The organism is Rhodanobacter sp. Root561 (assembly GCF_001427365.1).
Classification (GTDB): Bacteria; Pseudomonadota; Gammaproteobacteria; order Xanthomonadales; family Rhodanobacteraceae; genus Rhodanobacter.
This window is the reverse complement of sequence record NZ_LMGH01000001.1, coordinates 521682-548663: the sequence shown is the minus strand read 5'-3', so window position 1 is coordinate 548663 and position 26982 is coordinate 521682. Positions and strand designations below refer to the sequence as shown.

Genomic DNA, 26982 nt, shown 5'->3' with positions numbered 1-26982 from the left:
TACCAAGAATTTCATTGACCTGAATCAACTACAGATTGTCGGCCCGGTCTCCTTCGCTGTTCTTGCCGGCCAACCCCGGCCCTCCTGGAGAACGGGGTGGTCGCCAAGCCCGATACCAAGGTGTGCTGGGCGTGAGGAAGGAAACACATGGTGGCGTACTCCCGCGTGCCGGCGAAGGCATCGCGCTGGATTCGCTTCGCTTCATTCGCCGGCGTTGGTCATCTCAGCCATGCCGTTTTCGGCCCAGTCGCAATGCGTTGGCAACCACCGACACGGAGCTCAGGCTCATCGCCAAAGCGGCGATCATCGGGCTGAGCAACAGGCCCGTCACGGGGTACAGCACGCCGGCCGCAATCGGTACACCTAGCGCGTTGTAGAGGAACGCAAAGCCCAGGTTCTGCTTCATGTTGGCGACGGTGTCGTTGGAAATCGACCGTGCCCGCACGATGCCGCGCAAGTCGCCCTTCACCAGCGTCACCTGCGCGCTCGACATTGCCACGTCGGTGCCGGTGCCCATGGCGATGCCGACATCGGCGCCGGCAAGCGCGGGTGCGTCGTTGATCCCGTCGCCAGCCATCGCGACCCGGTGTCCCTCGGCTTGCAGCTGTTGTACAAGTTCGATTTTGTCCTTCGGGCGGACCTCGCCATGTACTTCGTCGATGCCCAGGGTACGCGCGACCGCATGGGCGGTGGTGACGCCGTCACCGGTGGCCATCACGATGTTCAGGCCCGCATCGTGCAGTGCCACGATGGCATCTTCGGTGGTGGCCTTGATCGGATCGGCCACCGCGAGCAGGCCGGCCAGGACGCCATCGACCGCCAGATACATCACGCTGGCACCGGCCCGGCGCAGCTCTTCGGACGGGATGGAAAGAACGGAGGCATCGACCCCGACCTCGTGCATCAGCGCGGTATTGCCGATCGCCAGGATGGCGCCTCCCACTTTGCCGCGTACCCCGATGCCGGTGGACGACTCGAAGCTCTCCGGCGTTTCTAGCGTCAGGTTACGATGGCGGGCTTCCGCGACGATCGCGTCGGCCAGTGGGTGCTCGCTGCCCTGATCGAGGCTGGCCGCCAGGCGCAGCACCTCCTGCTCGGTGAACCCTTCGGCCGCGAGCGCGGTGTGGAACGCCGGACGTCCCTCGGTCAAGGTTCCCGTCTTGTCCACGATCAGGGTGTCAATCTTGCGCAGGTTCTCGATCGCCTCGGCATCACGGAACAACACGCCTTCCCCGGCGGCGCGGCCGGTCGCCACCATGATCGACATCGGCGTGGCCAATCCCAGCGCGCAAGGGCAGGCAATGATCAAGACCGAGATCGCGTTGAGCACTGCGAACGTCCACGACGGGTCCGGGCCGAACAGTCCCCACACGAAGAAGGTCGCGACGGCGATCGCGAGGACCGCGAGCACGAACCAGAAAGCTACCTTGTCGGCCATGCGCTGCATCGGTGCGCGCGAGCGTTGCGCCTGTGCGACCAGTTGCACGATCTGCGACAGCACGGTCGCCGAGCCGACTTTCTCCGCCCGGATCACCAGGCTGCCGGTGCCGTTGAGGGTCGCGCCGATCACGCTGGAGCCGATGGCCTTTTCGACCGGGACGGGCTCCCCGGTCAGCATCGACTCGTCGACATGGGAGTGTCCCTCGATGACTTCGCCGTCCACCGGCACCTTTTCGCCGGGGCGTACGCGCAGGCGATCACCGACGTGAACGCGGCTGAGTTCGACATCCTCCTCGCCGCCATCGTCGCGCAGGCGGCGTGCGGTCTTGGGGGCCAGCCCTAGCAGGGCTTTCAGGGCAGTCGAGGTCTTCGAGCGGGCACGCAGTTCGAGTAGCTGGCCGAGCAAGGTCAGCGAGACGATCACCGCGGCGGCTTCGAAGTAGACGCCCACGCGGCCGTGTTCGTGGAATGACTCCGGGAACAGGTCCGGTACAAGGGTGGCGACGATGCTGTAGCCGAACGCCGCGCCGACGCCGATGCCGATCAGGGTCCACATGTTGGGACTGAGGTTGCGGACCGACTGCACGCATCGAACGAAGAAGGGCCAGCCTGCCCACAACACCACCGGCGTGGTCAGTACCAGCTCGATCCAGGTCCGGGCGTCCACCGGCAATCGGGGGAAGTGGTGGCCGAACATCGCCAGTACGAGCACCACCAGCGTTGCCGGCAAGGTCCACCAGAAGCGGTGGCTGAAATCACGCAGTTCGGGATGGTCCTCATCGTTCAGTCCTGGCATTTCCGGCTCCAGTGCCATGCCGCAGATCGGGCAGATGCCGGGACCGTCCTGGCGCACTTGCGGATGCATCGGACAGACATACATCGTTCCCGTCGGTGCCTGCACGGGGGCACCATCGGGTCGCCGGGTCAGATATTTGGCCGGATCCCTCGTGAAACTTTCCAGGCAGCGCGCCGAACAAAAATGATGCGTTACTCCATCATGTTCGGCGTGATGGGCGGTCTGGTGTGGATCGACCTGCATGCCACAAACCGGATCGATCGCGGTTGTCACTGCGCCGGGTTGGGTGTGACGTCCGTGGTTGTCGGCGCCCGTGTGGTGATGATGGGTGTTCATGCATCCTCCCATGACGATGGCAATGGCTTGACGTTGATCGACGTGTCAGTGTCCGTGGCGGGCGAAGTCGGACGTCGTGCCGTCGCGGCCGACCAGCTCAACCACGTAAGGCTGGACGCGGCCATCGGGCATCTCCATGCCCGGCGAACCGGCCGGCATGCCCGGCACGACGAGGCCCTTGGCATCGGGCTTTTCAGCCAGGAGCCGCTTGATGTCCGGCGCCGGCACATGGCCTTCGACAAAATAGCCGCCCACTTCGGCGGTATGGCATGACCCTTTGCCGAACGGAATGCCGACCTGACTCTTCACCGAATCGAGGTCGTCGACATCGCGCACGTCGACGTTGAAGCCCGCGGCACGCATATGGTCGACCCACGCGCCGCAACATCCACACGTAGCGCTTTTGTGCACCAGCATGACTGGAAGCGATGCGGCCGGTGAGCTTGCTGTTGCGGCATGGATTGTCGCGGAGGATGGCTGGCTGGACTGCGCATCGACGGGGTAGGTGCAGGCACCAAGCGCGCTGAAGGAAACAACGGAGATGGCTGCGAACAAAACGTTTCTTGCATTCATGGCTGAGATGCTCATTCGCTTCACGGTCATTCTCCCGATACCGGTGCGGATTGCCACTGGATCGAGACGATCTTCCAGTCTTTGCCGTCCTTCTTGAGATTGAGCAGTTCGCGGCTGCGCAACATGGTCGGCTTGCCCTTGACCATGGCTTGGATGTCGCTCTCGCTGCCGACCATCGCGGTGTCGCCCATCGGCATCGAACCGAGCGAGACGGGTGTGATCCTCGCGCTCTTCAGGAACGCGATGTCCTCGCCGAGATGGCCGTTCGCGTAGTCGTCACGCGTCTGGGTATGCCCGCCTTCGCTGATGGTGACATCAGGTGCCAGCAGGGCAAGCACCGCCGTTCGATCGCCATGCTGCAAGGCCGTGTGGAACGCCTGTGCCACAGCTTCGGCCTCTGGTGCCGCCTTTGGCTTCATTCCATCCAGCGACAGCGGGGTTTCGGCTGCAGGCGCGGTGGTCGACGCATGATCATGGCTATCCTCTGGAGCGGCGCCATGGCTGTGACCGGCCTCGCCGGACATGACCATGTCTTTCATGTCGGCAGCACCGTGAGCGTCCTCGTCAGCAGCCCCACCGTGGCTATGGCCGCCTTCGTCGCCCATGTCCATGTCTTCATCCGGCGGCGCCTTCGCCACCATGTCCTTGTATTGCTCCGGCGTCATGGCCGGCAGCTTCTGCAGGAACGCGACCATGCTCCAGATGGTGGGATCGTCGTGACTGCCACCCCATGCCGGCATCGCGCTCATCTTGATGCCGTGCTTGATGATCCAGAACGCGTCCTTCGGATCGACCCGCGTCTGTGACAGATTCGGTGGCTGCGGGTACAGTCCGGGGCGAAGCTCCGAGTCCTTCATGCCCGGCTTGAGGTGGCACTGGGTACACATAGCCGCGTACTGGCCGGCCCCTTTCAGGATCAGCTGGGGATCGTTGAGATCCGGAACCGTGAGGTCTTCCGAGCGGACATGAATGGAGCGCTCGCGCAGGGTCTGCATGACCGCGAAGACCGGCTTGGTGTGGTGATCGTCGGCCCCGATGTTGTAGAGGCCGGAGTACACGAACACGCCTGCACCGATGGCAAGGACGCCAAGAACAACGGCGACGGTGATGCTGTGATGCTTGATGTGCTGTTTCATGATGTTTCCCCTTAAAACCAGATGCGAACGCCGGCCACGATCTGCCGGTCGAGAACGGGTTGATGATCCTGCCGCGCGTAGTCGGCGGTGGTGCCGATGCGACGCACCCAGTTCACGCCGATGTACGGCGCGAACTGACGACGGATCTCGTAGCGCAGACGCAAGCCGAACTGAATGTCGGACACGCCGCTACCGATCCGGCGTTGCGGATCGTTCTTGCCGTACAGGTTGATCTCCGCTTCCGGCTGCAGGATCAGGCGCTGGGTGAAGAGCATTTCGTATTCGGCGCGCAGACGCGCGGCTGTACGACCGGAAGCCCCGACGTAACCCGTCGCTTCCACCTCGAACCAGTACGGTGCCAGGCCCTGCACGCCAAAGGCCGCCCACGTGCGCTTGGGGCCTTCGCCCACGTCCTGGCGACCGCCGAGCTGAGTGCTCCAGAACGTGGCGATGTTGTGGTTCCAAAACGCTTCGAGGTCGCCGTCTTCCAGCTTGCCGCGGCTGCGCTCGCCTTCAGTGCGTACCCACAGCTTGTTCTCGTCGTTGCCGTACCAGCCTTCGGCTTCCCAACTCTGGCCGTTGGCATCGCGGCCGTGGAAGGCTTCCAACTGGTCGATCAACAGCCTGCCCAGCGGTGCGTTGTCGGCCATGTCCATGCCTTTCATGGAGCCGTAGCCGACGCCGTCGGAGTAGTCGGAGCTGCGCGCATTCGCTGGCGGACTCCCGCCCTGCATCGGGCCCATCGTCATGCCCGGCATCGCACCCATGCCGGTCATGTCGCCTTGATCCTTCTTCGGCATCGCGCCGTGATCCATACCGGCCATGCCGCTGTGGTCCATCCCCTGCATCGCTTCCGGGCTCATGCCGGGCATCGACGAGTGATCCATCCCCGACATGTCGCCGGCGGGTGCTGCCGATGCGGCAGGTTTGGCGGGCGTGGGCATGTCCGACATCGCGCGGTGATCCATGCCAGGCATGCTGCTGTGATCCATGCCCTTCATGCCATCCATGTTGTGGGAAGCCGGCGTCGGCGGGGCTGCGACGGGTTTCTTCCTGGCTTTCTTGGCAGGCGGTTTCGTTGCCGGCTTCGCCGTGCTGCTCGCAGCAGCCGGCATGGCCATACCGGACATGCTGCCGTGATCCATGCCTGGCATGGAGCTCATGTCCATCGACGATGTGCTGCTGGACGCGGGTGCACTCTGCGCCGTGACCACCGGTGGCAACGCCAGCAATATTGCGGCCAGCAACGCGGAACGCAGCGGGACGACTGAGGTGCTGCGGCGATTCATTTTCATGACACCACCACTTCGCGGAACATGCCCGCTTCCATGTGATACAGCAGGTGGCAGTGGTAGGCCCACCGACCGGGGTTGTCGGCCGACACCGCATAGGTGATGCGCTGCGCCGGCTGCACGTTGATGGTGTGCTTGCGTACCTGGAACTGGCCTTCGGGATTCTCCAGCTCGCTCCACATGCCGTGCAGGTGGATCGGATGGTTCATCATGGTGTCGTTGACCAGCACGATGCGCAGCCGTTCGCCGCTGTTGAAATGCACCGGCTTGGCGTCGGAAAACTTCACGCCATCGAACGACCAGATGAAGCGATCCATATTGCCGGTCAAGTGCAGCTCGATCTCCCGGCTGGGTTCGCGCGCGTCGATCGGTCCGCCGATGGTGTGCAGGTCGGCGTAAGTCAGCACGCGTCGACCGTTGTCGCGCAGGCCGATGCCCGGGTCGTCGAGGTTGGTACGCGGCATGTCCACATGCATGTCCACGCCGGGGCCGTATTCGGTGCGGGCGTGGCGCACCACAGGCGCTGGCGCAGGTGCCATGCCCGGCATCGCACCGTGATCCATGCCGGCCATGCCCTGCATGCCCTGCATGCCGCTCATGCCCGACATGCCTTGCATGTTCCCGTGACCGGCATCACCCATCGCCATCGCACCCATCATGTCCTGCATGGCCAGCCACTGAATGGGATCGGGCTTGGGCACGTCTGCTTCCATGCCGGCGCGCGGCGCCAGCGTGCCGCGAGCGTAGCCGCTGCGATCGATCGACTGGGCGAACAGCGTGTACGCGCGCTCGTCCTGCGGCTCGACCATCACGTCGTAGGTTTCGGCCACCGAGATGCGAAATTCGTCGACCGACACCGGCTCGACATCCTGGCCATCGGCCGAGATCACCGTCATCTTCAGGCCCGGAATGCGCACGTCGAAGATCGTCTGCGCCGATCCGTTGATGAAGCGCAACCGGATCTTCTCGCCGGGTTTGAAGATGCCGGTCCAGTTGCCCGCCGGCGCCGCACCGTTCATCAGGTAGGTGTAGGTGTAGCCGGAGACGTCGCCGAAATCGGTCGGGTTCATGCGCATCTCGTTCCACATCTTGCGCATGGCCAAGGCCTGGCCCAGCCCCTTCTCGCGCACATCGCGAAAGAAATCCGGCACCGTGGGCTGGGCGAAGTTGTAGTAGTCGCTCTGCTTCTTTAGCTTGGCGTAGATGCGCTCGGGATTTTCATCGGTCCAGTCGTTGAGCATCACCACGTAATCGCGATCGGTCGGATGGCGATCCGGGCTGGCCGGTTCGATCACCAACGGGCCATACAAACCCGTCTGTTCCTGGAAGCCCGAGTGCGAGTGGTACCAATAGGTACCGCTCTGGCGCACCTTGAACTGGTAGAGAAAGGTTTCGCCGGGAGCGATGCCGTCGAAGCTGATACCCGGCACCCCATCTTCCTGGAACGGCAGGATGATGCCGTGCCAATGGATCGAGGTCGGCACGCGTAACCGGTTGGTCACTCGAAGGTTCACCGTAGTGCCTTCCTTCCAGCGCAGAATTGGACCCGGGATGCCGCCATTGACGGTGGTCGCCAGACGCGTGGCGCCGGTGTAGTTGACCGGTGTTTCGGCAATATCGAGTGCGAAATCGGTGCCGCTCAGCACGGTGGGCTGGCCGGGGCTGGTCAGCGCCCAGGCATTCGAAGGACGCAGCAGGCCCAGGCCGGCTACGGCACCGCCGATGGCCACGCCTTGCACGAAACGACGCCGCGACAGATCTGCCGGGGGCGGGGGAAACAAGTTCATGGGATCTCTCCAAGGCAGGCGATACCGCGCATGGCGGTACCGATCACAGCCGACTGCCGCGATGGCCGACTGGCCATCACGAGCAAAGCTCATCGAAAACGAGGGAGAGTCAGACCGCGGGTGGTCGCAATGGAGGGGCGGTAATCAACGAGGGCGCGCTGCTGGGCAGCGGCATGGCATAGCTGGCAGTGATCGCGGCCGGGACCAAGACGACAGCCGAAGCGGGCGGCAACGTGGTGCCGCACATCGCGGCACACGTGCAGGCATGAGCCGTCATGCCACCGCAGCAACCGACCTGGTCGCCGCAACAGGGTTGTGATCCCGTGGCGGCCGCAGGGTGATGACAATGTTCACTGGCCGCCGCGACCGTTGCGCGCATGGGATGGGAATGAGGATCTCCCGTCATGCCCATCGGGGCAGCGGCCAATGAGTTGATGACCAGCATCAACCACGCCAGCACGCCCATCGCACGAAGGCGATGTGAACGAGCGAGCAGACGTAGCGAGAAGGTCATATGACGAGCTTACGCGTGCGCCCCAAGTCTCTCAACTCTGGAGGCGGGTTCAGTGGTTTCACGGCTTGCTGAAACTCATATGCAGCAGGATCTTGTTAGCGGCTTTCAGGTTCGCCATGGCGGACGGTGGGAAATACACCTTCAAAGCCATGGCCTCGGTCATCACGTCGACCATGCCCATTGCGGCGCTCCCGTGAAAACTGGTACGCATCGAAGCAGTCAGACTGGGCCGGGAGAAGATGTTTGGGGCGGACGCTTACTTTGTACCGATGCCCTTCGGCCTAAGTGTGGACACTTCGCTGGTTGGGGCGAGTGCTTGTAAATGCTCAAGCTCCTTAGTCAAGTAGAGAACCCTGGCGTCTGACTCGACCAGCAGCGATAAGGCGAGATCTCTCTGAACCGCCATTTCATCGTTACGTTTCTTCAGTTCGACATTCCGCTGACGCTTTCTGAGTATGGTCTGCCTTGGCGACGGCGGCGCAGTCAAAGCAAAGTCTTCAATCCATCGCTGGATATCATCGATTAGTGTCGGATAACGCGACTTTCTCAAGGCACTTGGATCGCGCCCAGCCTCCTTGGCCACATTGTTTTGGCTGACAGGCGCACCTTTAACCAAACGCATGGGCTTGCCGCGCTTGAGGCGCTCGAATGCTTCACGAAACGCCTGCTCGGCACCGATCTCGACGCGGGACTCAGGGCTGCTGTAAGACATGAATGAACGCCTCCGCTGATTTGAGCTGCAACTGCAGTGAACCGTGTTCAGGACTATCAACCGGTGAATCGATAAGTTGTATTTCGATCATTCTTCGCACTTGCTTAATTTGCGGCAGCTTCTGCCGATCGCCAAGTGCCCGATCACACCCGCTGCAATGAATGATGTTCTCGACACCACCGAACTCGCAGGAACCGGACTTCATGCAAAGCCCGAGCAACGTCTGTCTAGCGCCAACCTCACCGCGCTTAGCCAACCTTGTGAGGCGATCCGAATTTTTCAAGCTAACGGGATCGCAATTTGTTGGATTTAGCTGCTTGAGAATATTCGCCTTGTGGTCTTCGCCAAACGGCGACACGTATCGCGAGTCCGACAATTGAGCAACCTGTAGCCTGAACATCTCATACGCGGTGCGAAGGTGCTCCGCGGTGTACTTTCTGTTGAGCCGCAACCGGGAGAAACCTTGGCCGTAGTACAAAGCCATGGCTCGACGCCAATGCTTGAGCTGAATTTGCAACGTAGCGTCACTGACCAAGTCAGACGCGCACATGTTGACAGCGGTCGTGCGGCGCAATTGATGCTCGTGAAAGTGAAACACTTTGCCGACAGCGTAGCGCTCGGGGTTCAGCGACGGCGTAATCAGTCTAGCAATCCGCATATCTTCGTCAGTCAGCATCAGCTCCGCCTGATCAAAGAGAGTTGGATATTGCTTTTGCCATTTGCAGTAAGCAAGACTTTGTGCCACACCTCTCAGTGCATTCTTGTTACCCGATCCCCAAGGTTCACTGCACGGGCTAACGAGATATGGTTGGGCTGCCTCATCAGCTGGCAACGTCACAAAAGGATTGGCCTTGGTGCACTCTCGGCGAAGACGCGCAATGATGGTCATGACCTCAACGGCAAGCTGTGCAGTTTTTGATGTCACCCATCTAGCATCATTGTCCTGTACGGTTTTAGTTGTCTCACCAGACAGCGTGCAAATCTCTCCAAATAATTCGTCGTTCTCGACCTGAAAACAATCTGTGCGCAACGAACCACCTTCCAATCTCCGCATACCCGACAAATTGAGAAGGTATTTATGGCCAACAAAGATCGCCATTCCGAAATAATGTGTAAGCCGCCGAACTCCCTGATCGAATTTCTCCTTCTTAGAGGAGTCACTGACGCGATACCAACGATCCAACAGTCCGTCCACTTTGAATTTTGCGGCTACGTCCATAAAGGTTCCGTGATAGGTACATTCAGCATAAAGCCTTGCCGAGTTCTTGTTGAACGGCGAACGGCTGCCATTTCCTCTATTGCTATATAGCGCCTCCAACGTACCGAAATTTTCCAAGTAGGCCGAGGACGTGAAATGGAATAGCGCTTCAAGTTGCTCTCGATGCGCCAGAAAATCTTCGAGAAACAAACGCAGTCGGCCTATCTGATAGATCCAGATTCGAGGTGGGATGTATGGCGTCTGTTTGGTTTCGTGATCAGGGAGCGCTGCCTCAAAGCGATTCATTGCTTGCTCATCCAGCAGCGAAAACCCTAACTGCTCTCTCACCGACCACAACTCTTGTAGCATTCCGAGAATCGCATTGGCACATGATGGCGGAACACACTCTGATAACTGATCTGCGACTCGTGGAAATCGGCTGATATCCGATGCCGCAATCTTTTCGCGTGCACACAATACAAAAATGGACTTGATGCGATTAGCATAGGCGACAATCGAAATCACCGTCAGTCGCCGCCGATCTCCCCACATGGCCCAATTGATGACCAACCGAAACAGCCGCGCGTTGACCGGGTCGATATTCACCGGAACGCCTTTAATCGAACCACGCATAAAATTGATAGTCACCGATAGCCGGCCATTACCGTAGGGCCGGAAGTCATATTTCGGATCGCTCACTCGGCAAACGACGCACCCCTCGGCATCAATGACCACAGGCCAGTCATCTGGCGGTGGCCAAATAGGAATCCGGTAGTGGGGGCTGTCCGAACTGATCGTTGGATGGCAGAGCTTGAGAGTTAGATCACGGTGTAAATGTGAGCTCATACGACCATCTCCGCCATCAAGATCCAACCCGCCCATTTACGGTGATAGCTTTCTTCTCGCATTCGTGCTCCGGCCTCCTCCACCCATACTTCACGCTCAGCGTTGCTCTTGGCCAACCAATCCAGCTTTTGTGTGATCCGCTCGATCACCACGAGAGCAGGATGCTTCTTGCTTCCTTTTGGCGCTGGCATGTGGTTCCGGGCCAGTTCCAAGCTCTTGAGATAGCGCAGACTTGCTAGCGACCAAACGTGATCGAATGAATCGAGATCACGTTGGTGAACACAAAAAAGACACCCGCCTGCTCCTTGGCAATCGGGAGACGGAGCTTCCGACGGCTTATCGGGCAATGGGACTGGATCCTTTTCAACACAGGCCCCAGGTCCAGGCGGCGTCAGGGCCGGATCAGTTGCGCGCCAAAACAATGTTGCCTCAATGAGCGCCCGCTGATAGCTTGGACGTTCGTATTCACTATGTAGTATTTCTACACTGTGCCCATGAACTTCTGCCGTAGTCGATGGATCGTTAAGGTGCCTTAGTATCCAATTGATCCGTGTCTGACGAAGCTTCTGTGGCCCGATCAGTGCCACACCAAGGGCTTTGAGTCGCGAAGTAGTTCCTGCAAATGTCATGGCACCAGGCCGCCCTCCTTGGGTGCCCCATCGGGTAAGGAACGGGAAAAGCAAACCATCAGGGTCATCGGGGAATATGGCCTTACGCCAGTCCAGGTATCGCTCAAAATAATTACGATATTCTCGATAAATGTGAAACTCGACTTCACCCATACGTCGGTTCTTGTATCGCCTGATGCCATACCCCTCGCTGTTGCTTTCATACCGGAAGTCGCCGACCCTTATGTTCCGGGTTTGAGCCAGGTTCATCGCGGTTTGCGAAATGAATATCAACAACTCCGCTTCAATTCGAAGGTTGATTCCTGTGGAGCGGTTGCGATTCGTGCTGTCCGCCATCCAGCGCTCACGTTGTTCCTTGGCTTTTTGAAACGTAATTGCATGACGACGGATTCCGTAAGTCGACAATAACTCGAGCGGCTTCTTTTGCGGACCACACCACTCCTCGATTATTTGCCCCGTTCTAAACTTAATAGAAATCGGCATTGGACCTCGAATCGCCTCAATGGACAAAGCTCCGGCAATGTCGAGCAAGGCGCGGCCAAATACGAAGCTCTCTTCCAAGCTCTGTTTTTCAGCCGCTGACGCAACGGGTGCCTTACGTCCACTATTTCTTTCCAATCGCGCCGCGCGGAATAGAGTGTTTGGCGTAACATCAATTGCCTTGGCTATTGCGTTGCCCACGAAAACACCCGATCTATAGCCACTCGCAGACGCAATTTCTTTGCGATCCACTCGCTTCGCGTTCCACTCTGTCCATGAAACATAAAAGTGCGTCACATTGTTTTTGGTGGGATCTCCAAGCTTGGCGGTATCAACATAGGTATAAAAGACACGAAGCCTTTCAATTATCGATATCAGAGTTCTTTTGCTACCACCCTTTGCGATATGTGCCAAAAGATTCTGGTGAAGTTTTTCTACCAATGGCAGTCGTGCAATGATCGGCTGGCCCAAAGAACCATCTTTTATCGCGTTGATCAGTCTGTTTTTTCGAACTGCCGCACCACCGCGATAGAGGAACATTCTGAAGTCGATTGGCGATTCCCCTCCTTTTTTGTTGATACTAAGGCCAGGAAACGTTAGGTCAGGGATGGTCAGGCCAGGCATCCTTACTCTCTTTGCGACGTTCTAGGATTCCGAGAAATACTTTCGTGAACTCGTTCGCAACAGCCGCTTTGACGGGCTGTTTTTTCACATATTTGATGTAGGCCTCTGTGGTCGCTCGATTCTTTTGGAACAGCATGTCGCCTACCACTTCCACCGGGTCGATCCCCTCCACTTCGTTCGCGATACGAACGGCATCACAGGCGAACGTGACTCTGCTCTGGTGGAACCGAAAGTAGTCGAGGTTCATACCATGTAGTCGGGCGACCGCTCGAAGCTTATGCATCTCAACATTCACTGCCGTACTTTTATCGGAACCCCTCTTGAGGTAGGGATTGCCAAAGCGTGTCAGAAACAAGAGTTGCTTGTTTTCCGGAGCAGCGAGAGCTTGCCTTTCTAATCGTCTTGGCGAGTTGCGATATTTGTTGAGATCGTTTAACAACGAGCCTGGAACCAAGACGTGCCCATGGGTCCGAAATTTGGTGTGCACCGGTGGTGCAGCATTCGGTCCAATCGCTATCAATCCCGCGTCATGACCAAATGGCTCCGGAATCGCGTTAGTTATGGTGCGCACCTTGAGGTCGCAGATGGAACCCAATCGCATCCCTGTGCCAAAACCCAACTGCAGCATCAGAGACAACTCTAAGGAGCAATGCTCAGTGGAGAGATTGAGTATGGATTCACGCTCAGCGGCACTGACGGGCGTCAAACTATCTTCTAGCCCCGAAGAATTGCGCTTCCTGTTTGGGATCGCTAGGTCCGTGCTCATCACGTTGATCGTGCGCTCAAAACCCCATGGATCAATCAGACGGATGCCGACGCTGCGCTCCTTCCACATAGGCCACGAGGGTGAGAGCAACCGTTCGAGGCTAAGCCAGCGATAGAACTGAACAACGACGCGCATTCTGTTGGAGACCGTCGATGGTGCCAATCGACCAGCGTCGCGCTCATGAATGAGCGCTCCGCGGTACCTGACCAAGCAACGATTCGCCTCCTTCGCCGGGAAGTCCCACCAATGAGTTCGCGGTTTCGTTGTTTCAAGCCATTTAGCGTAAGCGTGAAGCGATGTCGCGGCTGATCGGATCGTGGCTATGTCTTTGCGGTGACTACGATCCAGCAACCATAGATTTGCTTCCCGCCAAGGTTCGCCGCTCCCCCAACATATTTGCGGCATGCGCTCGATAATTCCGTTACTAAGCGGAACCCATTGAACCTTGTCAGCCACAAGTTCTGCGGCATGCGGAGTGAACCGTATGAACTCAAGCGTGGCCATGAATATTACGCCCCAGCCATCATGCACTGACGTTGATGAACAACACTCGCCTCTTTAGGTAGGCAGACCGACGCTGGTGCCATCCATTTCGGCGTTACTCCCACGGTGAAATGGGCTGAATTACGGCCGTGCCACTGCAATTCACGGCAAGGATCGCCATCCCTTCTTCCTGAACTTATCGCTTGGCCGAATCTGAGTAATGTCCACACCCTAACATCTAATCGCTATGTGTCCATACCCTGCATCTAACCCATGCCGCCGGACAGGCACACCATCACCTTGTCGCCGTCCTCGATCATGCCGAAATCGCCCACCGCCTGGCCCACCTGGCGGCGCAGGCGCCGGGCCAGCTTGCCGCCGTCGGCGGCGGGTGGACGGAAAATGGGCAACGGGGCTGACATGTCGGGCGATCGGCAACGGGAGCCTGCCATTGTAGCGGCCCGGCCGCCGCCGGGCCGCATCCATGGGCAAGGCGGGAAACCGCGCGGCAAATCGGCGCGGCAAATCGGCGTTACACTTGGGAAATCGCCGCCCAGCCTCATCACCATCATGCAGGTCCAGGATCACGCAGAAATCGTCCACTTGCTCGCCGAGCTGCGGATGGAGCATCGCGACCTCGACGCCGCGATCGACCAGCTCGCCTCGGCGATCGGCCGCGACGAGTTGCAGCTGACCCGGCTGAAGAAACGCAAGCTGCTGCTGAAGGACCACATCGCCCGGCTCGAGAGCAAGCTGATCCCCGACCTCGACGCCTGACCGCCCACTGGAATCCCCGATGACCCCGTTCGCCCCGATCCGTCTGCATGACGAATACGTCGTGCTGGAACCGCTGAGCCTGGACCACGTGCCGGCGCTGGAAGCGGCCGCCGCCGACGGCGAGCTGTGGAACCTGCAGGTCACCAGCGTCCCGGCGCCGGGGCAGACCGGTGACTACGTGGCCAGGGCGCTGCAGGGCCAGGCCGAGGGCCACATGCTGCCGTTCGCGATCCGCGAGTCCGGCAGCGGCGAGATCGTCGGCAGCACCCGCTACTACGAGATCGACGCCGCGCTGCCACGGCTCGCCATCGGCTATACGTGGTACGCCAAGCGCTGGCAGAAGAGCCACCTCAACACCGCCTGCAAGCGGCTGCTGCTGGAGCACGCGTTCGAGGCCCTGGACTGCGTGGCGGTGGCCTTCCACACCGACGAACTGAACGAGGATTCGCAGCGCGCGATCGAGCGCCTCGGTGCGCAGCGCGAGGGCGTCCTGCGCGCCCACCGGCGTCGCGTCGACGGCAGCCTGCGCAACACAGTGTGTTTCAGCATCCTCGCCGGGGAATGGCCGAACGTGTCGAACTGGCTGGAGATGCGGCTGAGCCGGCTGGCCGCGAATTCGTAGCAGCGCTGCTACATCAGCCGGTTGAGCAGGTGATCGAGCTGGCTGCGGTCGAGCCGCTTCAGCAGCTTGCGCACCTCGGGCGGATACTGCCGCGGGCTCTCCAGCGCCTGGTAGTCGACCAGTCGCGTGGCGTGGCGGCGCAAGGCCGCCCACTCCGCTTCGTGTTGTGCCTGCAGCAGGCGTGACGGGTCGCGCAGGACCAGTGCGTTTTCCAGATCCAGTGACCACGCCCGCGGATTGAGGTTGTTGCCGGTCAGCACGGCCACGTCGTCGTCGATCAGCAGGCCCTTCAGGTGATAGCTGTTGTCGCGGTCGCGCCACAGGTGCAGGTTGAGCTGGCCGCTGTCGATCTGGCGGCGGTGCGCGCGGGCGAAGCGGCGCAGGTTGTTTTCGTACAGGTAGGGCAACAGCCCGATGGTCTTGAACGGCTCGCCCGGCGGGATGTAGAAATCGTTGGCGGTCTTGTCGCCGACCATGATGTCGATCGTGCAGCCACGACGCAGCAACTGACCCAGCACCGCGCGCACCGGGCGCGGCAGGTTGAAGTACGGCGTCAGCACGATCAGCCGCTGGCGCGTGCCGCGCAGCAACTCCAGCAGCACCTCGTTCAGCGTGTTGTCGCTGCGGCCGAAGCCCGGCAGGGGCGTCACCGCCACCGTGCCGTCGGCCAGGCTGGCCTGCGGCACGTCGTAGCTCGCCCGCTGCAATGCCTGGCGGAATTCGCGGATCGCCGGCTGCAGCGACTTCGTCGAGGGTACGTCCGCCACGTTCAGGCGGCGCACCGCATCGCTGCCGATGAAATACTTCTGCACGAAACCGGCCATCGCGTCGGCCAGGCCCACGTGCTGCAGCAGGTGATAGCGGTCGAGCCGGTAGCGCTCATACCGCGCAAGATAGACGTCGTTGAGGCTGGCGCCGCTGTACAGCACCGCGTCGTCGATCACGAAGCCTTTCAGGTGCAGCACGCCGAACAGTTCGCGGTTCTGCACCGGCACGCCGTAGATCTCCACGCCCGGCCCCAGCCGCGCCGCGTATTCGCGGTACATGCCTGCGTTGCCCGCGCTTTTCTGCTTGCCGATCAGGCCGCGCTGGGCGCGATGCCAGTCCACGAACACGGTTATCCGCAGGCCCGGCGCGCGCGCCTTCGCCGCGTACAGCGCATCGAGCACTTCACGGCCGGCATCGTCGTCCTGCAGGTACAGGGCCACGATCACGATGCGCCGGGTGGCCTGGCCGATGAGCCGCAGCAAGGCCTGCCGGAATGCCGACGGATCAGGCAGGGTGGCGATCGCGCTGGCGGGCACCGCGAAGAACGGCATCGCCTGCGTCGAGGCGCCCGGCTTGCGCCTGCGGGAAAACGGCAGGATGCGCCGCGCGATGCGGCCGGGAGCGGAGATCAGCTTGTTCATGGCCACAACGATGGACGACAACGCCCATCATCGCAAACCGCGGCGGGTGCGCCTACACCGCGGCGCGGCTTCCACGCCGCCGACGGCACTTGCCGCGGGCGACGTGCGGGCGCATAACCTCACCCGCGGCGTGGCAGGGGCATCGAGGCCCGGGGGAGAACAAGCCATGAATCAGAACAGGGAAGCACAGCCCTCGCCTGGCGAGCCGGCTCCGACGGAAAGGCAGTTGTTCGACACGCGGCGCGACCGCGCCGGGGTGGAGCCGCAGGCGCCACACGCCGGCCTGGCCCTGTCCGGTGGCGGCGTGCGCAGCGCCACCTTCTGCCTGGGCCTGTTGCGGGCGCTGGCACGCAACGGCGTGCTGCACCGTTTCGACTACCTGTCGACGGTCTCCGGTGGCGGCTACATCGGCGCCGCGTTTGGACGTCTGTTCAATGCCGCCACCACGCCGCAACAGGTCGAGCAGGGTTTGGCCAACGACCGTTCGCTGCTGTTGTGGTGGTTGCGCAGCAACGGTCGCTACCTGACGCCCGCCGGGGCGGGCGATCTGCTGCAGGCTGCCACCGGGCAGCTGCGCGGCTTCGTGGCCACCCAGTTCGAGATCGCCGTGCTGCTGGCCCTGCTGGCATCGGCGGTGGTGTTGCCGCACCTGCTCTGCTATCCGGTCTACGCGCAACACCTGCCATGGCTGACGTTGAACCTGTGGTGGCTGGGCCTGGTTCCGCTGGGCTGGTTGTCGGCGGCCTGCGCCTTCGCCTACTGGTGGGCGCGCGATCCGGAAGACGGCTCGCTGGCGGGGGACCTGACCATCGTCGTGGTCACCGCCGCGCTCGGCGGCTATCTGCTGTGGCTGGCCCAGCCGCTGGACAGCAGCCACGGCCCGGGCCTGCTGCAGGTGGCCGGCGTGATCCTGCTGGCGATCCCGCTGGCATGGCTGTGGACCCGGCTGCGCGGCAACCATCCAGCCCAGGATCGGGTGCACTATACGATCAGCCTCACCTTCCTGCTGAAATGCCTGCTGCTGTTCCTGCTGCTCGGCGTCGCCGACCTGCTCGGCTGGTTCCTTGCCTGGCTGCTGGAATCGGGCGCCCTGCACGGCCCGGCGCTGAACGGCGCGGGCCTGATCGCGCTGCTGGTGGCGGTGGCGCGGTTCGCCCTGCCGGCGCTGCAGCCGCACAACGACAAGCCCAGCCTGGCGCGTTTGCCATTGGCCCTGATCGCCAACCTGTGTGGCCTGCTGCTGCTCGGCCTGCTGCTGTTGTTCTGGCTCAGCGCGCTGCAATACCTGCTGTTCTTCATGGACACCACGTCCGCCGCAGCGGCCTGGCTGCGCTGGCTGGCGGTGGTGGTGCCATGTCTTGCCTACGCGGGCCTGACCGGACGCAACCTGCAGGCGATCAACCGCTCGTCGCTGCACGCGTTCTATCGCTCGCGCATCGCGCGCACCTACATCGCGGTGGGCAACCAGCCGGTGGCCGCCGCGGGCCCGACGCGCTTCCCCATCTCGCCGCTGCTGTCGAAGGACTCCGCCACCGCGCAGGCGGTGGTCAAGGTGACCGAACTGCTCGACCACGACGATGTGGCCCTGCCCGACTACACGCCGCACCTGCACGGTGGCCCGATCCACCTGATCAACTGTTGCATCAACCAGACCGTCGACGATCGCACCGAGGCATTCAACGCCGATCGCAAGGGCATCTGCCTCACCGTCGGTCCGTTCGGCGTGGAAACCGGAACCCGGCCCGCACAGGCGCTGCCCGCGGGTGCCAGCGAACCGCTGCAAGGCACCACGCTGGCCGAATGGATCGCCATCTCCGGTGCCGCCGCCGGTTCCGGCATGGGTTCGATGACCCGCCCCGGGGTGGCCGTGCTGACCTTCCTCAGTGGCCTGCGGCTCGGCTACTGGTGGCGCAACCGGCTCGGCAAGCCGTCGCTGTCATGGTCGTGGCTCGGCAAGTCGCGGGCGGCTCTGCAGGAAATGCTGGCGCGCTTCCCCGGCCTGCAGGGTCCGGTGTGGTACCTGTCCGACGGCGGGCATTTCGACAACACCGGCGTCTATGCCCTGCTCAAGCGCGAGCTGAAGCTGATCGTGCTGGCCGATTGCGGCGCCGATCCGAACTACCTGTTCGCCGACGTCGAGAACCTGATCCGCAAGGCGCGCATCGACTACGCCGCCATCATCGAATTCATCGACCCGGCCAGCCTCGCGCCGGGCACCGTCGAGCCCGCACTGCTGGCCCGGCTCGGCACGCCGGACAGCGTGATGCCGGGGCCGGGCACGCAAAGCCTGCTGTTGGCGCGCATCCGCTACCACAGCGGCAACACCGGCGCCCTGCTGGTGGTGAAGCCGCGCCAGCCGGCGGATTCGCCGCTCGACATCGTCGGCTACGCCAACCGCGACATGCGCTTCCCGCAGCAGGGCACGGAAGACCAGTTCTTCGACGAGGCGCAGTGGGAAAGCTATTGCCAGCTGGGCGAACTGCTGGGCCGGCCGCTCGATCGCGCCACCCTCGACGCGATCCCCGTGCTGGCCCTGGAAGGCGTCGCCGCCAGCATCGGCCCGCTCGCCCCGGACGTGCAGAAGAGCGCGATGTCGCTGCGCCAGCGGGTCACCGCCACGGTCGGCGCCTCGCTCGGGCTGAGCGCGATCGCCGGCCTGGCGCTGGCCGGCTGGCAGGCGTGGGACGCCCATCTGAAACAGGGCATCGAGCAGCAGAAACTGGTCACCGAGGCCGCCCGCGACCTGGGCAAGGCGATCGGCGACGACGCCGCCTTCGATGTCGGCATGGATGCCTCGGTGCAGCTGTTCCGCGCCCAGGCCGGGGCGCCGCCGTACCCGGATTCGATCCGCCTGATGGTGGACGGCCTCGTCGATTCGCTGCAGGCGAAATGCGCCAAGCTGCCACCGGGCCAGCTTGCACTCAACTGCAACAACGACCTGACCATCCTCGGCGGCGCACCCTCGCTGACCCGCTGGGAACGCGCCATGGTCGGCTACCGTGACTGGCCACCGGTGGTGGCGCTCGATCCCGATGCACCCGTCGTGGCGGGCGCGAACACGTCTTCGAACGCCGCAGCCCCGACATCCACCACCGACACGACATCCATCACCGTCGACATGCCGTCCGAAAGCCCCCCGCTGGCATCGGCACCGGAACCCGCGAGGGAGGTTCCCCCGCCGCCGCCACCGCCGCCGCCCGAAACGGCAGCACCGCCACCGGTCCGGGCGGCACGCCCGACTCCCGCCACCGCCACGGTCACTCACCCGTCACGGGCGAACGCCGCCACCCTGGCCGACGCTGCACGCCGCGCCTGCACCCAGGGCATCTCGCGCCGCTTCGTGGTCTACACGCAGATCTACGACGAGGCCGAGCGCGCCTCCGCCGAAACCCTGTTGCCCCAGCTGCGCGACCTGGGCGTGGCCACGCCCGGTATCGAGAACGTCACCGCCAGCGCCGCCAGCCACGGCCGCACCCTGCCGTTCCAGTGGCATGTACCCACCGTGCTCTACAGCGATGCCGGCACCCAATGCGCGTCGGCGATCAGCGCATGGATGGGCGCCACCCGCCCGTTCGCCTCGCCCCGCGCGCCCCAGGCCGTGCCGTTCCCGCTATCCATCCGCGGCGAACCGAACGTGATCGAACTGTGGATTCCCGGAACGGCGAAGCCGTGAGCGCCCGGTGCGACCGCTCATCGCGCGCGCGCGCCGACCCCGCGACTCAGTGCTGGATCGGGAAGGTCTGCGCGTTGCCGGGTGCCGAGGTCGGCGCGGCATGGCCTGATGCCGGGGTGGCGGTCGGCGCGCGCGCGCCGCACTGATACGCGCCCCACGGCTGCGATCCCGCGTCGGGTTCGGCCAGCGGCTTGATCGTGTCGGCATTCATCTTGGCGGCCTCGTTGCGGGCCAGCACTTCCAGTTCGTCGCGCACCTTGATGTCGTTGCGGTCGACCGGGCCGACGTGATCCATCACCGAGACGGTGACCTTGCCCAGGTCGCGACAGGCAGAGACGTCGCCGCTCCAGGCGGTGCGCACGTTCTTCGCCGCCGGGTCCATGGTGATGCCCCAGTTGCAGGCGCTCAACAGCAACACGGGGACGAGCAACAGCAGGGTCTTGCGCATGGAGGGCTCCGCAGCAGTGACTTGGAATAGGAAAGAGGCCGGAACTTGCGATCCGGCCTCCATCGTAACGCGGTGGCGCGGACGCGTCCCGCGGCGGCCGCACGACATGCGGCGCCGGTTCATGCCGGCGCCGCCTGCGGGCTCACTTGGCCGGCTTCGCCGCCACCGGCTTGCCGTCGGCATCGAGCACCTGCACCTGGCCGAGCTTGAGCGCGCGGATCGGCGACTCGATCTTCGCCAGGTCGCCGACGATCACCCAGGTCAGCTGGTCCGGATGGATGATCTGCTTCGCTGCCGCTTCCACCGCGGCATCGGTCTGCCCCTCGATGCGCGACTTCAGGGTCTGCACGTAGTCATCCGGGCGGTGATACAGGGCGATGCCCTGCATCGCGCCCATCACCGCCGAGGTGGTCTGGTACTCGCCCGGCATGCTGCGCACGTCGCCGACCTTGACCTTGCTGATCTCGGCATCGGTCAGCGGCTTGTCGCCGATCACGCCGTTGGCCTCCTTCAGCATTTCGGCGATCGACGGCGCGGTCTTGTCGGTCTGCACCGGCGCGTACAGCATGAACGGACGCTGCCCCACCGCGTTCTGCAGGAAGCTGAAGGCGCCGTAGGCCCAGTGCTTGTCCTCGCGCAGGTTCATGTTGAGGCGCGAGGTGAAGGTGCCGCCGAAGGCACCGTTCATGGTCTGGATTTCCAGGTTGTTGGCCGCTTCGGTGGAAGGCGCCAGGCTGCCGGCGAGGATCAGCGTCTGCTGCGCTCCGGGACGATCGACCAGGAACACGCGCGCCTGCGACGGCGGCGTGACCTGGCCGATGTTCTTCACCGGCACCTTGCCGGCCGGTGCTTTCCAGTCGCCGAACACCGCGTTCAACTGCGGAATGATCTTGTCCAGCGTGGTGTCGCCGGCGACCAGGATCTTCACGTTGTCCGGGCGGATGTAGTCGTCCATGAAGCTGTGCATGTCGGCCGCGGTCAGCGACTTGATCGACGCCTCGGTGCCCGAACCGGTGAACGGGATCGCGTAGGCGTGGCCCTGGCCGTACAGCAGCGGCGGCAGGGTGCGCAGGGCGATGCCGGTGGGCTGGCTCTTTTCCTGGGCGATGCGCGCCAGCCACTGGCCGCGCAGGCGACTGGTGTCGCCGTCACGGAAGGCCGGGTTGCGCACGATGTCGGCGAACAGGTCCAGCGACGGCTTGAGCTGGTCGTCCAGCGCGTTCAGCGAGGCATTGCAGTAGTCCAGCCCGCAACCGCTGGCGATGATCGCGCCCAGGCGCTGCTTGCGCTTGGCGATCTCCACCGAGTCCAAAGTCTTGGTGCCTTCGTCGAGCATGTTCATGGTGAAGCTGGAGGTGCCCAGCTTGCGCCCCTGGTCGGCGGCGAAGCCCGCGTCGAACAGCAGCTGCAACTGCACCGCCGGCACCGTATGGCGTTCGGCCAGGACCACCTCGATGCCGTTATCGAGCTTGCCCCGCTGCAGCTCCGGGAAGCTGAGGTCGGGGAAGCTGCTGACCTCGGGCACGCCCTTGCTGCGGTCGACGTCGCTGGCCACCGTCTTGTAGTCACCCTTGGCCGAAAGCACCGGTGCCGGCGCGCCGGTGGCCGCGGCACGACCGGCCATCTTGGCCATGTCGGTGGCGTCGACCTTGCCCGGCACGACGGTCAGGGTGTAATCACCCTTGCTGATCCACTTGTCGGCCACCGCCTTGACGCTGGCCGGAGTCGCCGCCATGAACGCGTTGAAGTCCTTCAGGTACTGCCCCGGATCGCCGTGATACAGCTGGCCCTGGGCGAGGATCGAAGCCTGCGTGTTGACCTTTTCCAGGCCGCGCACGAAGGAGGCGCGCGTCTCGGTCTTCACCCGCGCCAGTTCGTCGGCGGTGGGGCCGGTTTTCAGGAATTTCTGCCACTCGTCGGCAATCGCGGCCTCGACCTTCGCCGGGTCGACACCCTTTTTCACGTCGACCTGCAGGTTGAACATGCTGGCCAGCACGTGCTGCTCGACATCCACCGAGACGTCGTCGGCCAGCTTGTCCTGGTAGACCAGCCGCTGGTACAGCCGCGAGGTCTTGCTGCCGCCGAGCACGGCGGCGGCCAGTTCCAGCAGGTTCTCGTCGTTGTTGCCGCGACCGGGCACGTTCCACTCGCGGTAGATGCGGGTCTGCGCCACGTTGTCGGTCATGGTGCCCCGGGTGGAGCTGTCGCGGGGGGCGATCCACGGCTGCGGACGCGGCACCTGCGGGCCGGCGGCGATGTCGCCGAAGTACTTCTGCATCTTTTCCTTCGCCACCGCCGGCGTGATGTCGCCGGACAGCACCACCACCGTGTTCGCCGCGCCGTAGTAGTCGCGGAACCACTGCTTGACGTCACCCAGCGAGGCGGCGTTCAAGTCGTCCATCGAACCGATGGTGTCGTGGTGGTAGGGATGATTGGCCGGGAACGCCTCGGCCTGGATCAGTTCGCCCGCGCGGCCGTAGGGCTGGTTCTCGCCCTGGCGCTTCTCGTTCTGCACCACGCCGCGCTGCTCGTCCAGCTGCGGCTGGCCGATCGCGCCCAGCAGGTGTCCCATGCGGTCGGACTCCATCCACAGTGCCATGTCCAGCGCGCTGGTCGGCACCGTCTCGAAATAATTGGTGCGATCGAGCCAGGTGGTGCCGTTCTGGTCGGTGGAGCCGGCCAGCTCGAACGGCTTGAAGTACTCGTCCTTGTGGTTCTCCGAGCCCTGGAACATCAGGTGCTCGAACAGGTGCGCGAAACCGGTCTTGCCCTTCGGCTCATACGACGAACCGACGTGATACCAGACGCTGACCGCCACCACCGGCGCCTTGTGGTCTTCGTGCACCACCACGGTGAGGCCGTTGGGCAGGGTGAAGCGGCTGTAGGCCAGCTCGGGAATCTGCTGCGAGGCGGCGGCAGTCGTCGCGGCCGCCGCGGGAGCCGCCCATGCCAGCGGCACGCCGCCAGCCAGGGTGAGCGCGCCGGCGATCAGCAGAGCGAGTGGTTTCTTTGTCACGGTGAACCTCCTGTTTCACGGATAAGTCGACACAGGCTAGCGGTGCGGGACAGGTGTCGCAAATGACTTGCGGCAGGGTCCGCCCGGGGCGTCCGCCCGCATGTCCGGCTGTCCGGCGGCGGTCGACAACGGTGTCCGCGGACAGGATTGTTCGCCCGGGGCCGCCGTGATGAGCGCGTCAAATCAAGCACTTGGGGCGTTTGCAACCGTTGGCACGCGGATTGCTCTTATGTCCGTGCAGGGACTCTTCCCCCATTCGTCGGAGACAAGCTCATGAAATTCGAAACCCTGATGTTGCGCGGACTGTTCATCGCCTGCCTGGCGGTATGCGGCCTGATCTTCGGCGCGATGGTGACCACCACGCCGGCCTCGATACAGCTGGCCGGCAGCCATTCCCTGCGGACCATCCTGCTGGCGGCACCGAGCAGTTGCGCCTTGCCGCCCGACGGCGTGATGTGCGCCCAGCTCGGCACGGCGTCGCCGCTCAACGGTTGATCCCGGGCGATGCCGTACGGCGATAATGGCGGATGCTCCACGTCATCCTGTTCAATCCCGAGATCCCGCCGAACACCGGCAACGTGATTCGCCTGTGCGCGAACACCGGCGCTGGGCTGCATCTGATCCGCCCGCTGGGCTTCGAACTTGACGATGCCCGCCTGCGCCGCGCCGGGCTGGACTACCACGAGTACGCAAGGCTCGCGGTGCACGACGACCTGGCCAGTTGCCTCGATGCGATCGGTGCGCCCAGGGTGTTCGCCTTCACCACCCGCGGCCGTGTCGCCCATGTGGAGGCGCGTTTTGCCGACGGCGACGCCTTGCTGTTCGGCTGCGAAACCGCCGGACTGCCGGCGGCCGTGCTCGAGGCGATTCCCGCCGAACAACGCCTGCGCCTGCCGATGCATCCGGACAGCCGCAGCCTGAACCTGTCGAACACGGTGGCCGTGGCCGTCTACGAGGCATGGCGGCAACTCGGCTTCGTTGGAGCCGGGAGCCAGGAATAGGGAATCGGAAGAGCGCTCTTCCGCGAGGTTGAAGGGGGCGGGCGCCACTGCTTTTGCCCTTGCCTGTCCGACTCCCTATTCGCCATTCCCGGCGGCGCCCGCGCCGCCCCGCTACAATCGGCAGATGAACGCCGCCACTCCCAACTCCTGGTTGCCGCAACCGCTGCGCAAGCTTGCCGGCCGTGCGCTGGAAACCGCGCTGAACCACACCTTGTCGCTCGATCCGGACACGCAGCAGAAGCTGGCCGCACTGAATGGACGCAGCGTGCAGCTGCATCTGCGCGGCCCCGAGATCGCGCTGGCCATCACCGTCGAGGACGCCCGCCTCAAGGTGGGCCCGCCGCAGGTGGATGACCAGCTGAAGGTCGCCGCCTCACCGGGCAGCCTGCTGGCGATGATGTTCCGCCGCGACGACGACGGCATCGCCCCGGGCAAGGTGGAGATCGCCGGCGATGCCGAGCTGGCGCGCCGGCTGGAAAAGCTGGCCAGCAAGTTCGCTCCCGATTTCGAGGAGGCGTTCGCGCGCACGTTCGGCGACGTGCTCGGCGTGCCGCTGGCCAGGACGGTGCGCAAGGGCCTGGCCCACGCCCGCGAAACCGCCAGCCACCTCACCGAGGATGGCGCGGACTGGTTGCGCGACGAGGCGCGCGTGGCGATGGCGCCGGGCGAGGTGGAGGGTTTCCTCGACGGCGTGGACGAGCTGCGCGAACGCAGCGAACGACTCGAATCGCGCGTGCAGCGACTGCTGCAGCGCGTGTCGGGCAGCGCCGCGTGACGCCGCTGAAGGTCGTGCCGCGGCTGCTGCGGGTCGCCTCGGTGCTGCTGGCGTATCGGCTCGACGAACTGGTCGACGCGGCGCACCTGTACCGTCCGCTGAAGCTGCTGCGGCCGCTGGTGGCGAAACCGCACGTCGACATCCGCGGCTTGCCGCGCGGCGCGCGCCTGCGTCATGCGCTGACCGAACTGGGGCCGATCTTCGTCAAGGCCGGCCAGGTGTTGTCGACCCGCCGCGACCTGGTGCCGGCCGACATCGCCGACGAGCTGGCCCTGCTGCAGGACCAGGTCGCGCCGTTCCCGGGCAGCGAAGCCCGCGCGATCGTCGAGCAGGAACTGAAGCTGCCGATTGGACGTCTATACGCCCGTTTCGACGAGACCCCGCTGGCCTCCGCCTCGATCGCCCAGGTGCATGCCGCCACCTTGCACGACGGCCGCGAGGTGGTGGTCAAGGTGCTGCGCCCGGGCATCGATGCGCAGATCGCCCGCGACGTGAAACTGCTGCGTTCGCTGGGCGAACTGGCCCAGCGCTGGCACCCGAACGCCGACAAGATCCGTCCGCTGGACGTGGTGGCCGAAGTCGAGAAGATGCTGGAGAACGAGCTGGACCTGCAGCGCGAAGGCGCCAGCGCCAGCCTGCTCCGGCGCAACTTCGCCAGCGGCGTGGACCTCTACGTGCCTGAAGTGCACTGGGACCTGACCGCCACCCGCGTGCTCACCCTGGAGCGGGTGCACGGCCTCAGCAGCGACGACATCGCCGCGATCGACGCCGCCGGGCTCGACCGCAAGGCGCTTGCCGTCAAGGGCGTGCGGGTGTTCTACGAGCAGGTGTTCCGCGACAACTTCTTCCACGCCGACGCCCACCCCGGCAACATCTGGGTCGACCCGGCGCGCACCCGCGAACCGCGCTTCATCGCGCTGGATTTCGGCATCATGGGTTCGCTGCCCGAAGCCGACCAGTATTGGCTGGCGCAGAACTTCATCGCGCTGTTCGAACGCGACTACGCCCGCATCGCCAAGCTGCACGTGGACGCGGGCTGGATGCCCGCCGACGTGCGGCTGGACGAGCTGGAAGCCGCCGTGCGCACGGTGTGCGAGCCGTACTTCACCCGCCCGTTGTCGCAGATCTCGCTGGCCGAGCTGGTGGTGAAGCTGTTCCAGACCGCGCGGCGTTTCGAGCTGACCCTGCAGCCGCAGCTGATCCTGCTGCAGAAGACCCTGCTGAACATCGAGGGCGTAGGCCGCATGCTCGATCCGGAGATCGACATCTGGGCGGTGGCGCACCCGGTGCTGAAACGCATCCTGCGCGAACGCTACAGCCCGTTGCGCACCTTGCGCGAAGTGCGCAAGCGGTTGCCCGAATGGCTGCACGAGGCACCGCAATTCCCCGAGCTGGTGCGCGACGCGCTGCGCCAGATCGGTCGCGGCGAACGGCGCATGCTGAGCGACCCGCTGGCGCTGAAACTGAGCCTGGACAACGCCCGACGCCAGCACAAGCTGATCGCCTGCAGCCTGCTCGGCAGCACGCTGCTGATCGGCGCGACCCTGCTGGGCACGCTGTCGCCGCACTACGGCATCTGGCCGCCGCTGGGCACCGGCATCGCCGGCCTGCTGGCCTTCGCGACCGGCTGGCCGCGCGCGCGCTGATCG

21 protein-coding genes and 1 pseudogene are annotated in these 26982 nt (G+C 63.6%); 8 read left to right on the top strand and 14 right to left on the bottom strand.

What is annotated here, in order from left to right; genetic code table 11:
• Positions 1–223 precede the first annotated feature (223 nt).
• The 4 genes from ASD55_RS02245 to ASD55_RS02230 form a co-directional block, all read right to left on the bottom strand.
• Complete coding sequence (locus ASD55_RS02245; RefSeq protein WP_081700006.1) at positions 224–2572, bottom strand: heavy metal translocating P-type ATPase; 2349 nt, start codon at positions 2570–2572, stop codon at positions 224–226.
• A 45-nt stretch (positions 2573–2617) separates the two neighbouring features.
• Positions 2618–2989: a DUF411 domain-containing protein gene (locus tag ASD55_RS02240; RefSeq protein WP_027485191.1), complete on the bottom strand. Its 372-nt coding sequence runs from the start codon at positions 2987–2989 to the stop codon at positions 2618–2620.
• Between the two features lie 182 nt (positions 2990–3171).
• Positions 3172–4281: a c-type cytochrome gene (locus ASD55_RS02235; RefSeq protein ID WP_056763428.1), complete on the bottom strand. Its 1110-nt coding sequence runs from the start codon at positions 4279–4281 to the stop codon at positions 3172–3174.
• 11 nt (positions 4282–4292) lie between these two features.
• Complete coding sequence (locus ASD55_RS02230) at positions 4293–5273, bottom strand: copper resistance protein B (RefSeq protein WP_235577700.1); 981 nt, start codon at positions 5271–5273, stop codon at positions 4293–4295.
• On the opposite strand from ASD55_RS02230, the gene ASD55_RS18275 reads away from it, so the two are divergent.
• On the top strand, positions 5272–5421 hold the full coding sequence (locus tag ASD55_RS18275; protein WP_157598755.1) for a hypothetical protein: 150 nt from the start codon (positions 5272–5274) through the stop codon (positions 5419–5421). The two genes, ASD55_RS02230 and ASD55_RS18275, sit on opposite strands and share 2 nt — an antisense overlap.
• A gap of 151 nt (positions 5422–5572) precedes the next feature.
• On the opposite strand, the gene ASD55_RS02225 is transcribed toward ASD55_RS18275, so the two are convergent.
• The 7 genes and pseudogenes from ASD55_RS02225 to ASD55_RS18255 all read right to left on the bottom strand — a co-directional run.
• A complete protein-coding gene (locus ASD55_RS02225; protein ID WP_056763426.1) occupies positions 5573–7360 on the bottom strand; it encodes a copper resistance system multicopper oxidase in 1788 nt (595 codons plus the stop codon).
• A 572-nt stretch (positions 7361–7932) separates the two neighbouring features.
• On the bottom strand, positions 7933–8055 hold the full coding sequence (locus ASD55_RS18925; protein ID WP_255357456.1) for a hypothetical protein: 123 nt from the start codon (positions 8053–8055) through the stop codon (positions 7933–7935).
• A gap of 75 nt (positions 8056–8130) precedes the next feature.
• Entirely contained in the window at positions 8131–8586 is a 456-nt protein-coding gene (locus ASD55_RS02220; RefSeq protein ID WP_056763425.1) for a hypothetical protein, read from the bottom strand.
• Positions 8567–10630 carry a hypothetical protein gene (locus tag ASD55_RS18270; protein WP_157598753.1) on the bottom strand — a complete coding sequence of 688 codons (2064 nt, stop codon included), beginning with the start codon at positions 10628–10630 and terminating at the stop codon, positions 8567–8569. Before ASD55_RS18270 ends, ASD55_RS02220 begins: the two co-directional genes overlap by 20 nt.
• Positions 10627–12363 carry a site-specific integrase gene (locus ASD55_RS18265; protein ID WP_157598751.1) on the bottom strand — a complete coding sequence of 579 codons (1737 nt, stop codon included), beginning with the start codon at positions 12361–12363 and terminating at the stop codon, positions 10627–10629. Before ASD55_RS18265 ends, ASD55_RS18270 begins: the two co-directional genes overlap by 4 nt.
• Complete coding sequence (locus ASD55_RS18260) at positions 12341–13633, bottom strand: tyrosine-type recombinase/integrase (protein ID WP_157598749.1); 1293 nt, start codon at positions 13631–13633, stop codon at positions 12341–12343. Before ASD55_RS18260 ends, ASD55_RS18265 begins: the two co-directional genes overlap by 23 nt.
• 254 nt (positions 13634–13887) lie before the next feature.
• Positions 13888–14034, bottom strand: a pseudogene (locus tag ASD55_RS18255) (tRNA 2-thiocytidine(32) synthetase TtcA); the annotation flags it as partial.
• Positions 14035–14182: 148 nt separating this feature from the next.
• On the opposite strand from ASD55_RS18255, the gene ASD55_RS02205 reads away from it, so the two are divergent.
• Together ASD55_RS02205 and ASD55_RS02200 are read left to right on the top strand one after the other, a co-directional pair.
• Positions 14183–14389 (top strand): DUF465 domain-containing protein, encoded by a 207-nt coding sequence (locus tag ASD55_RS02205; RefSeq protein ID WP_007804203.1) that lies wholly within the window; start codon positions 14183–14185, stop codon positions 14387–14389.
• Between the two features lie 19 nt (positions 14390–14408).
• Positions 14409–15011: a GNAT family N-acetyltransferase gene (locus ASD55_RS02200; RefSeq protein WP_056763419.1), complete on the top strand. Its 603-nt coding sequence runs from the start codon at positions 14409–14411 to the stop codon at positions 15009–15011.
• Positions 15012–15019: 8 nt separating this feature from the next.
• Here the strand turns inward: ASD55_RS02200 and pssA are convergent, their stop codons facing one another.
• Complete coding sequence (gene pssA / locus ASD55_RS02195; RefSeq protein ID WP_056763417.1) at positions 15020–16420, bottom strand: CDP-diacylglycerol--serine O-phosphatidyltransferase; 1401 nt, start codon at positions 16418–16420, stop codon at positions 15020–15022.
• A 166-nt stretch (positions 16421–16586) separates the two neighbouring features.
• Here pssA and ASD55_RS18680 point away from each other — a divergent pair, with 166 nt between their 5' ends.
• Entirely contained in the window at positions 16587–20093 is a 3507-nt protein-coding gene (locus ASD55_RS18680) for a patatin-like phospholipase family protein (protein ID WP_056763415.1), read from the top strand.
• A gap of 46 nt (positions 20094–20139) precedes the next feature.
• Here ASD55_RS18680 and ASD55_RS02185 read toward each other — a convergent pair whose 3' ends face one another.
• Both ASD55_RS02185 and ASD55_RS02180 read right to left on the bottom strand, forming a co-directional pair.
• Complete coding sequence (locus ASD55_RS02185) at positions 20140–20541, bottom strand: DUF4156 domain-containing protein (RefSeq protein ID WP_056763413.1); 402 nt, start codon at positions 20539–20541, stop codon at positions 20140–20142.
• Positions 20542–20683: 142 nt separating this feature from the next.
• Positions 20684–23557, bottom strand: a complete 2874-nt coding sequence (locus ASD55_RS02180) for a pitrilysin family protein (RefSeq protein WP_056763411.1) — start codon at positions 23555–23557, stop codon at positions 20684–20686.
• 273 nt (positions 23558–23830) lie between these two features.
• On the opposite strand from ASD55_RS02180, the gene ASD55_RS02175 reads away from it, so the two are divergent.
• From ASD55_RS02175 to ubiB, 4 genes are all read left to right on the top strand, one after another.
• Positions 23831–24052 (top strand): hypothetical protein, encoded by a 222-nt coding sequence (locus tag ASD55_RS02175; RefSeq protein ID WP_056717441.1) that lies wholly within the window; start codon positions 23831–23833, stop codon positions 24050–24052.
• 32 nt (positions 24053–24084) lie between these two features.
• Positions 24085–24558, top strand: a complete 474-nt coding sequence (trmL, locus tag ASD55_RS02170) for a tRNA (uridine(34)/cytosine(34)/5-carboxymethylaminomethyluridine(34)-2'-O)-methyltransferase TrmL (RefSeq protein ID WP_056763409.1) — start codon at positions 24085–24087, stop codon at positions 24556–24558.
• A 124-nt stretch (positions 24559–24682) separates the two neighbouring features.
• Entirely contained in the window at positions 24683–25333 is a 651-nt protein-coding gene (locus ASD55_RS02165; protein ID WP_056763407.1) for an SCP2 sterol-binding domain-containing protein, read from the top strand.
• Positions 25330–26979, top strand: coding sequence for a ubiquinone biosynthesis regulatory protein kinase UbiB (ubiB, locus tag ASD55_RS02160; protein WP_056763405.1), 1650 nt, complete (start codon positions 25330–25332; stop codon positions 26977–26979). The genes ASD55_RS02165 and ubiB overlap by 4 nt, the downstream gene beginning before the upstream one ends.
• The last annotated feature ends 3 nt before the right edge of the window (positions 26980–26982 follow it).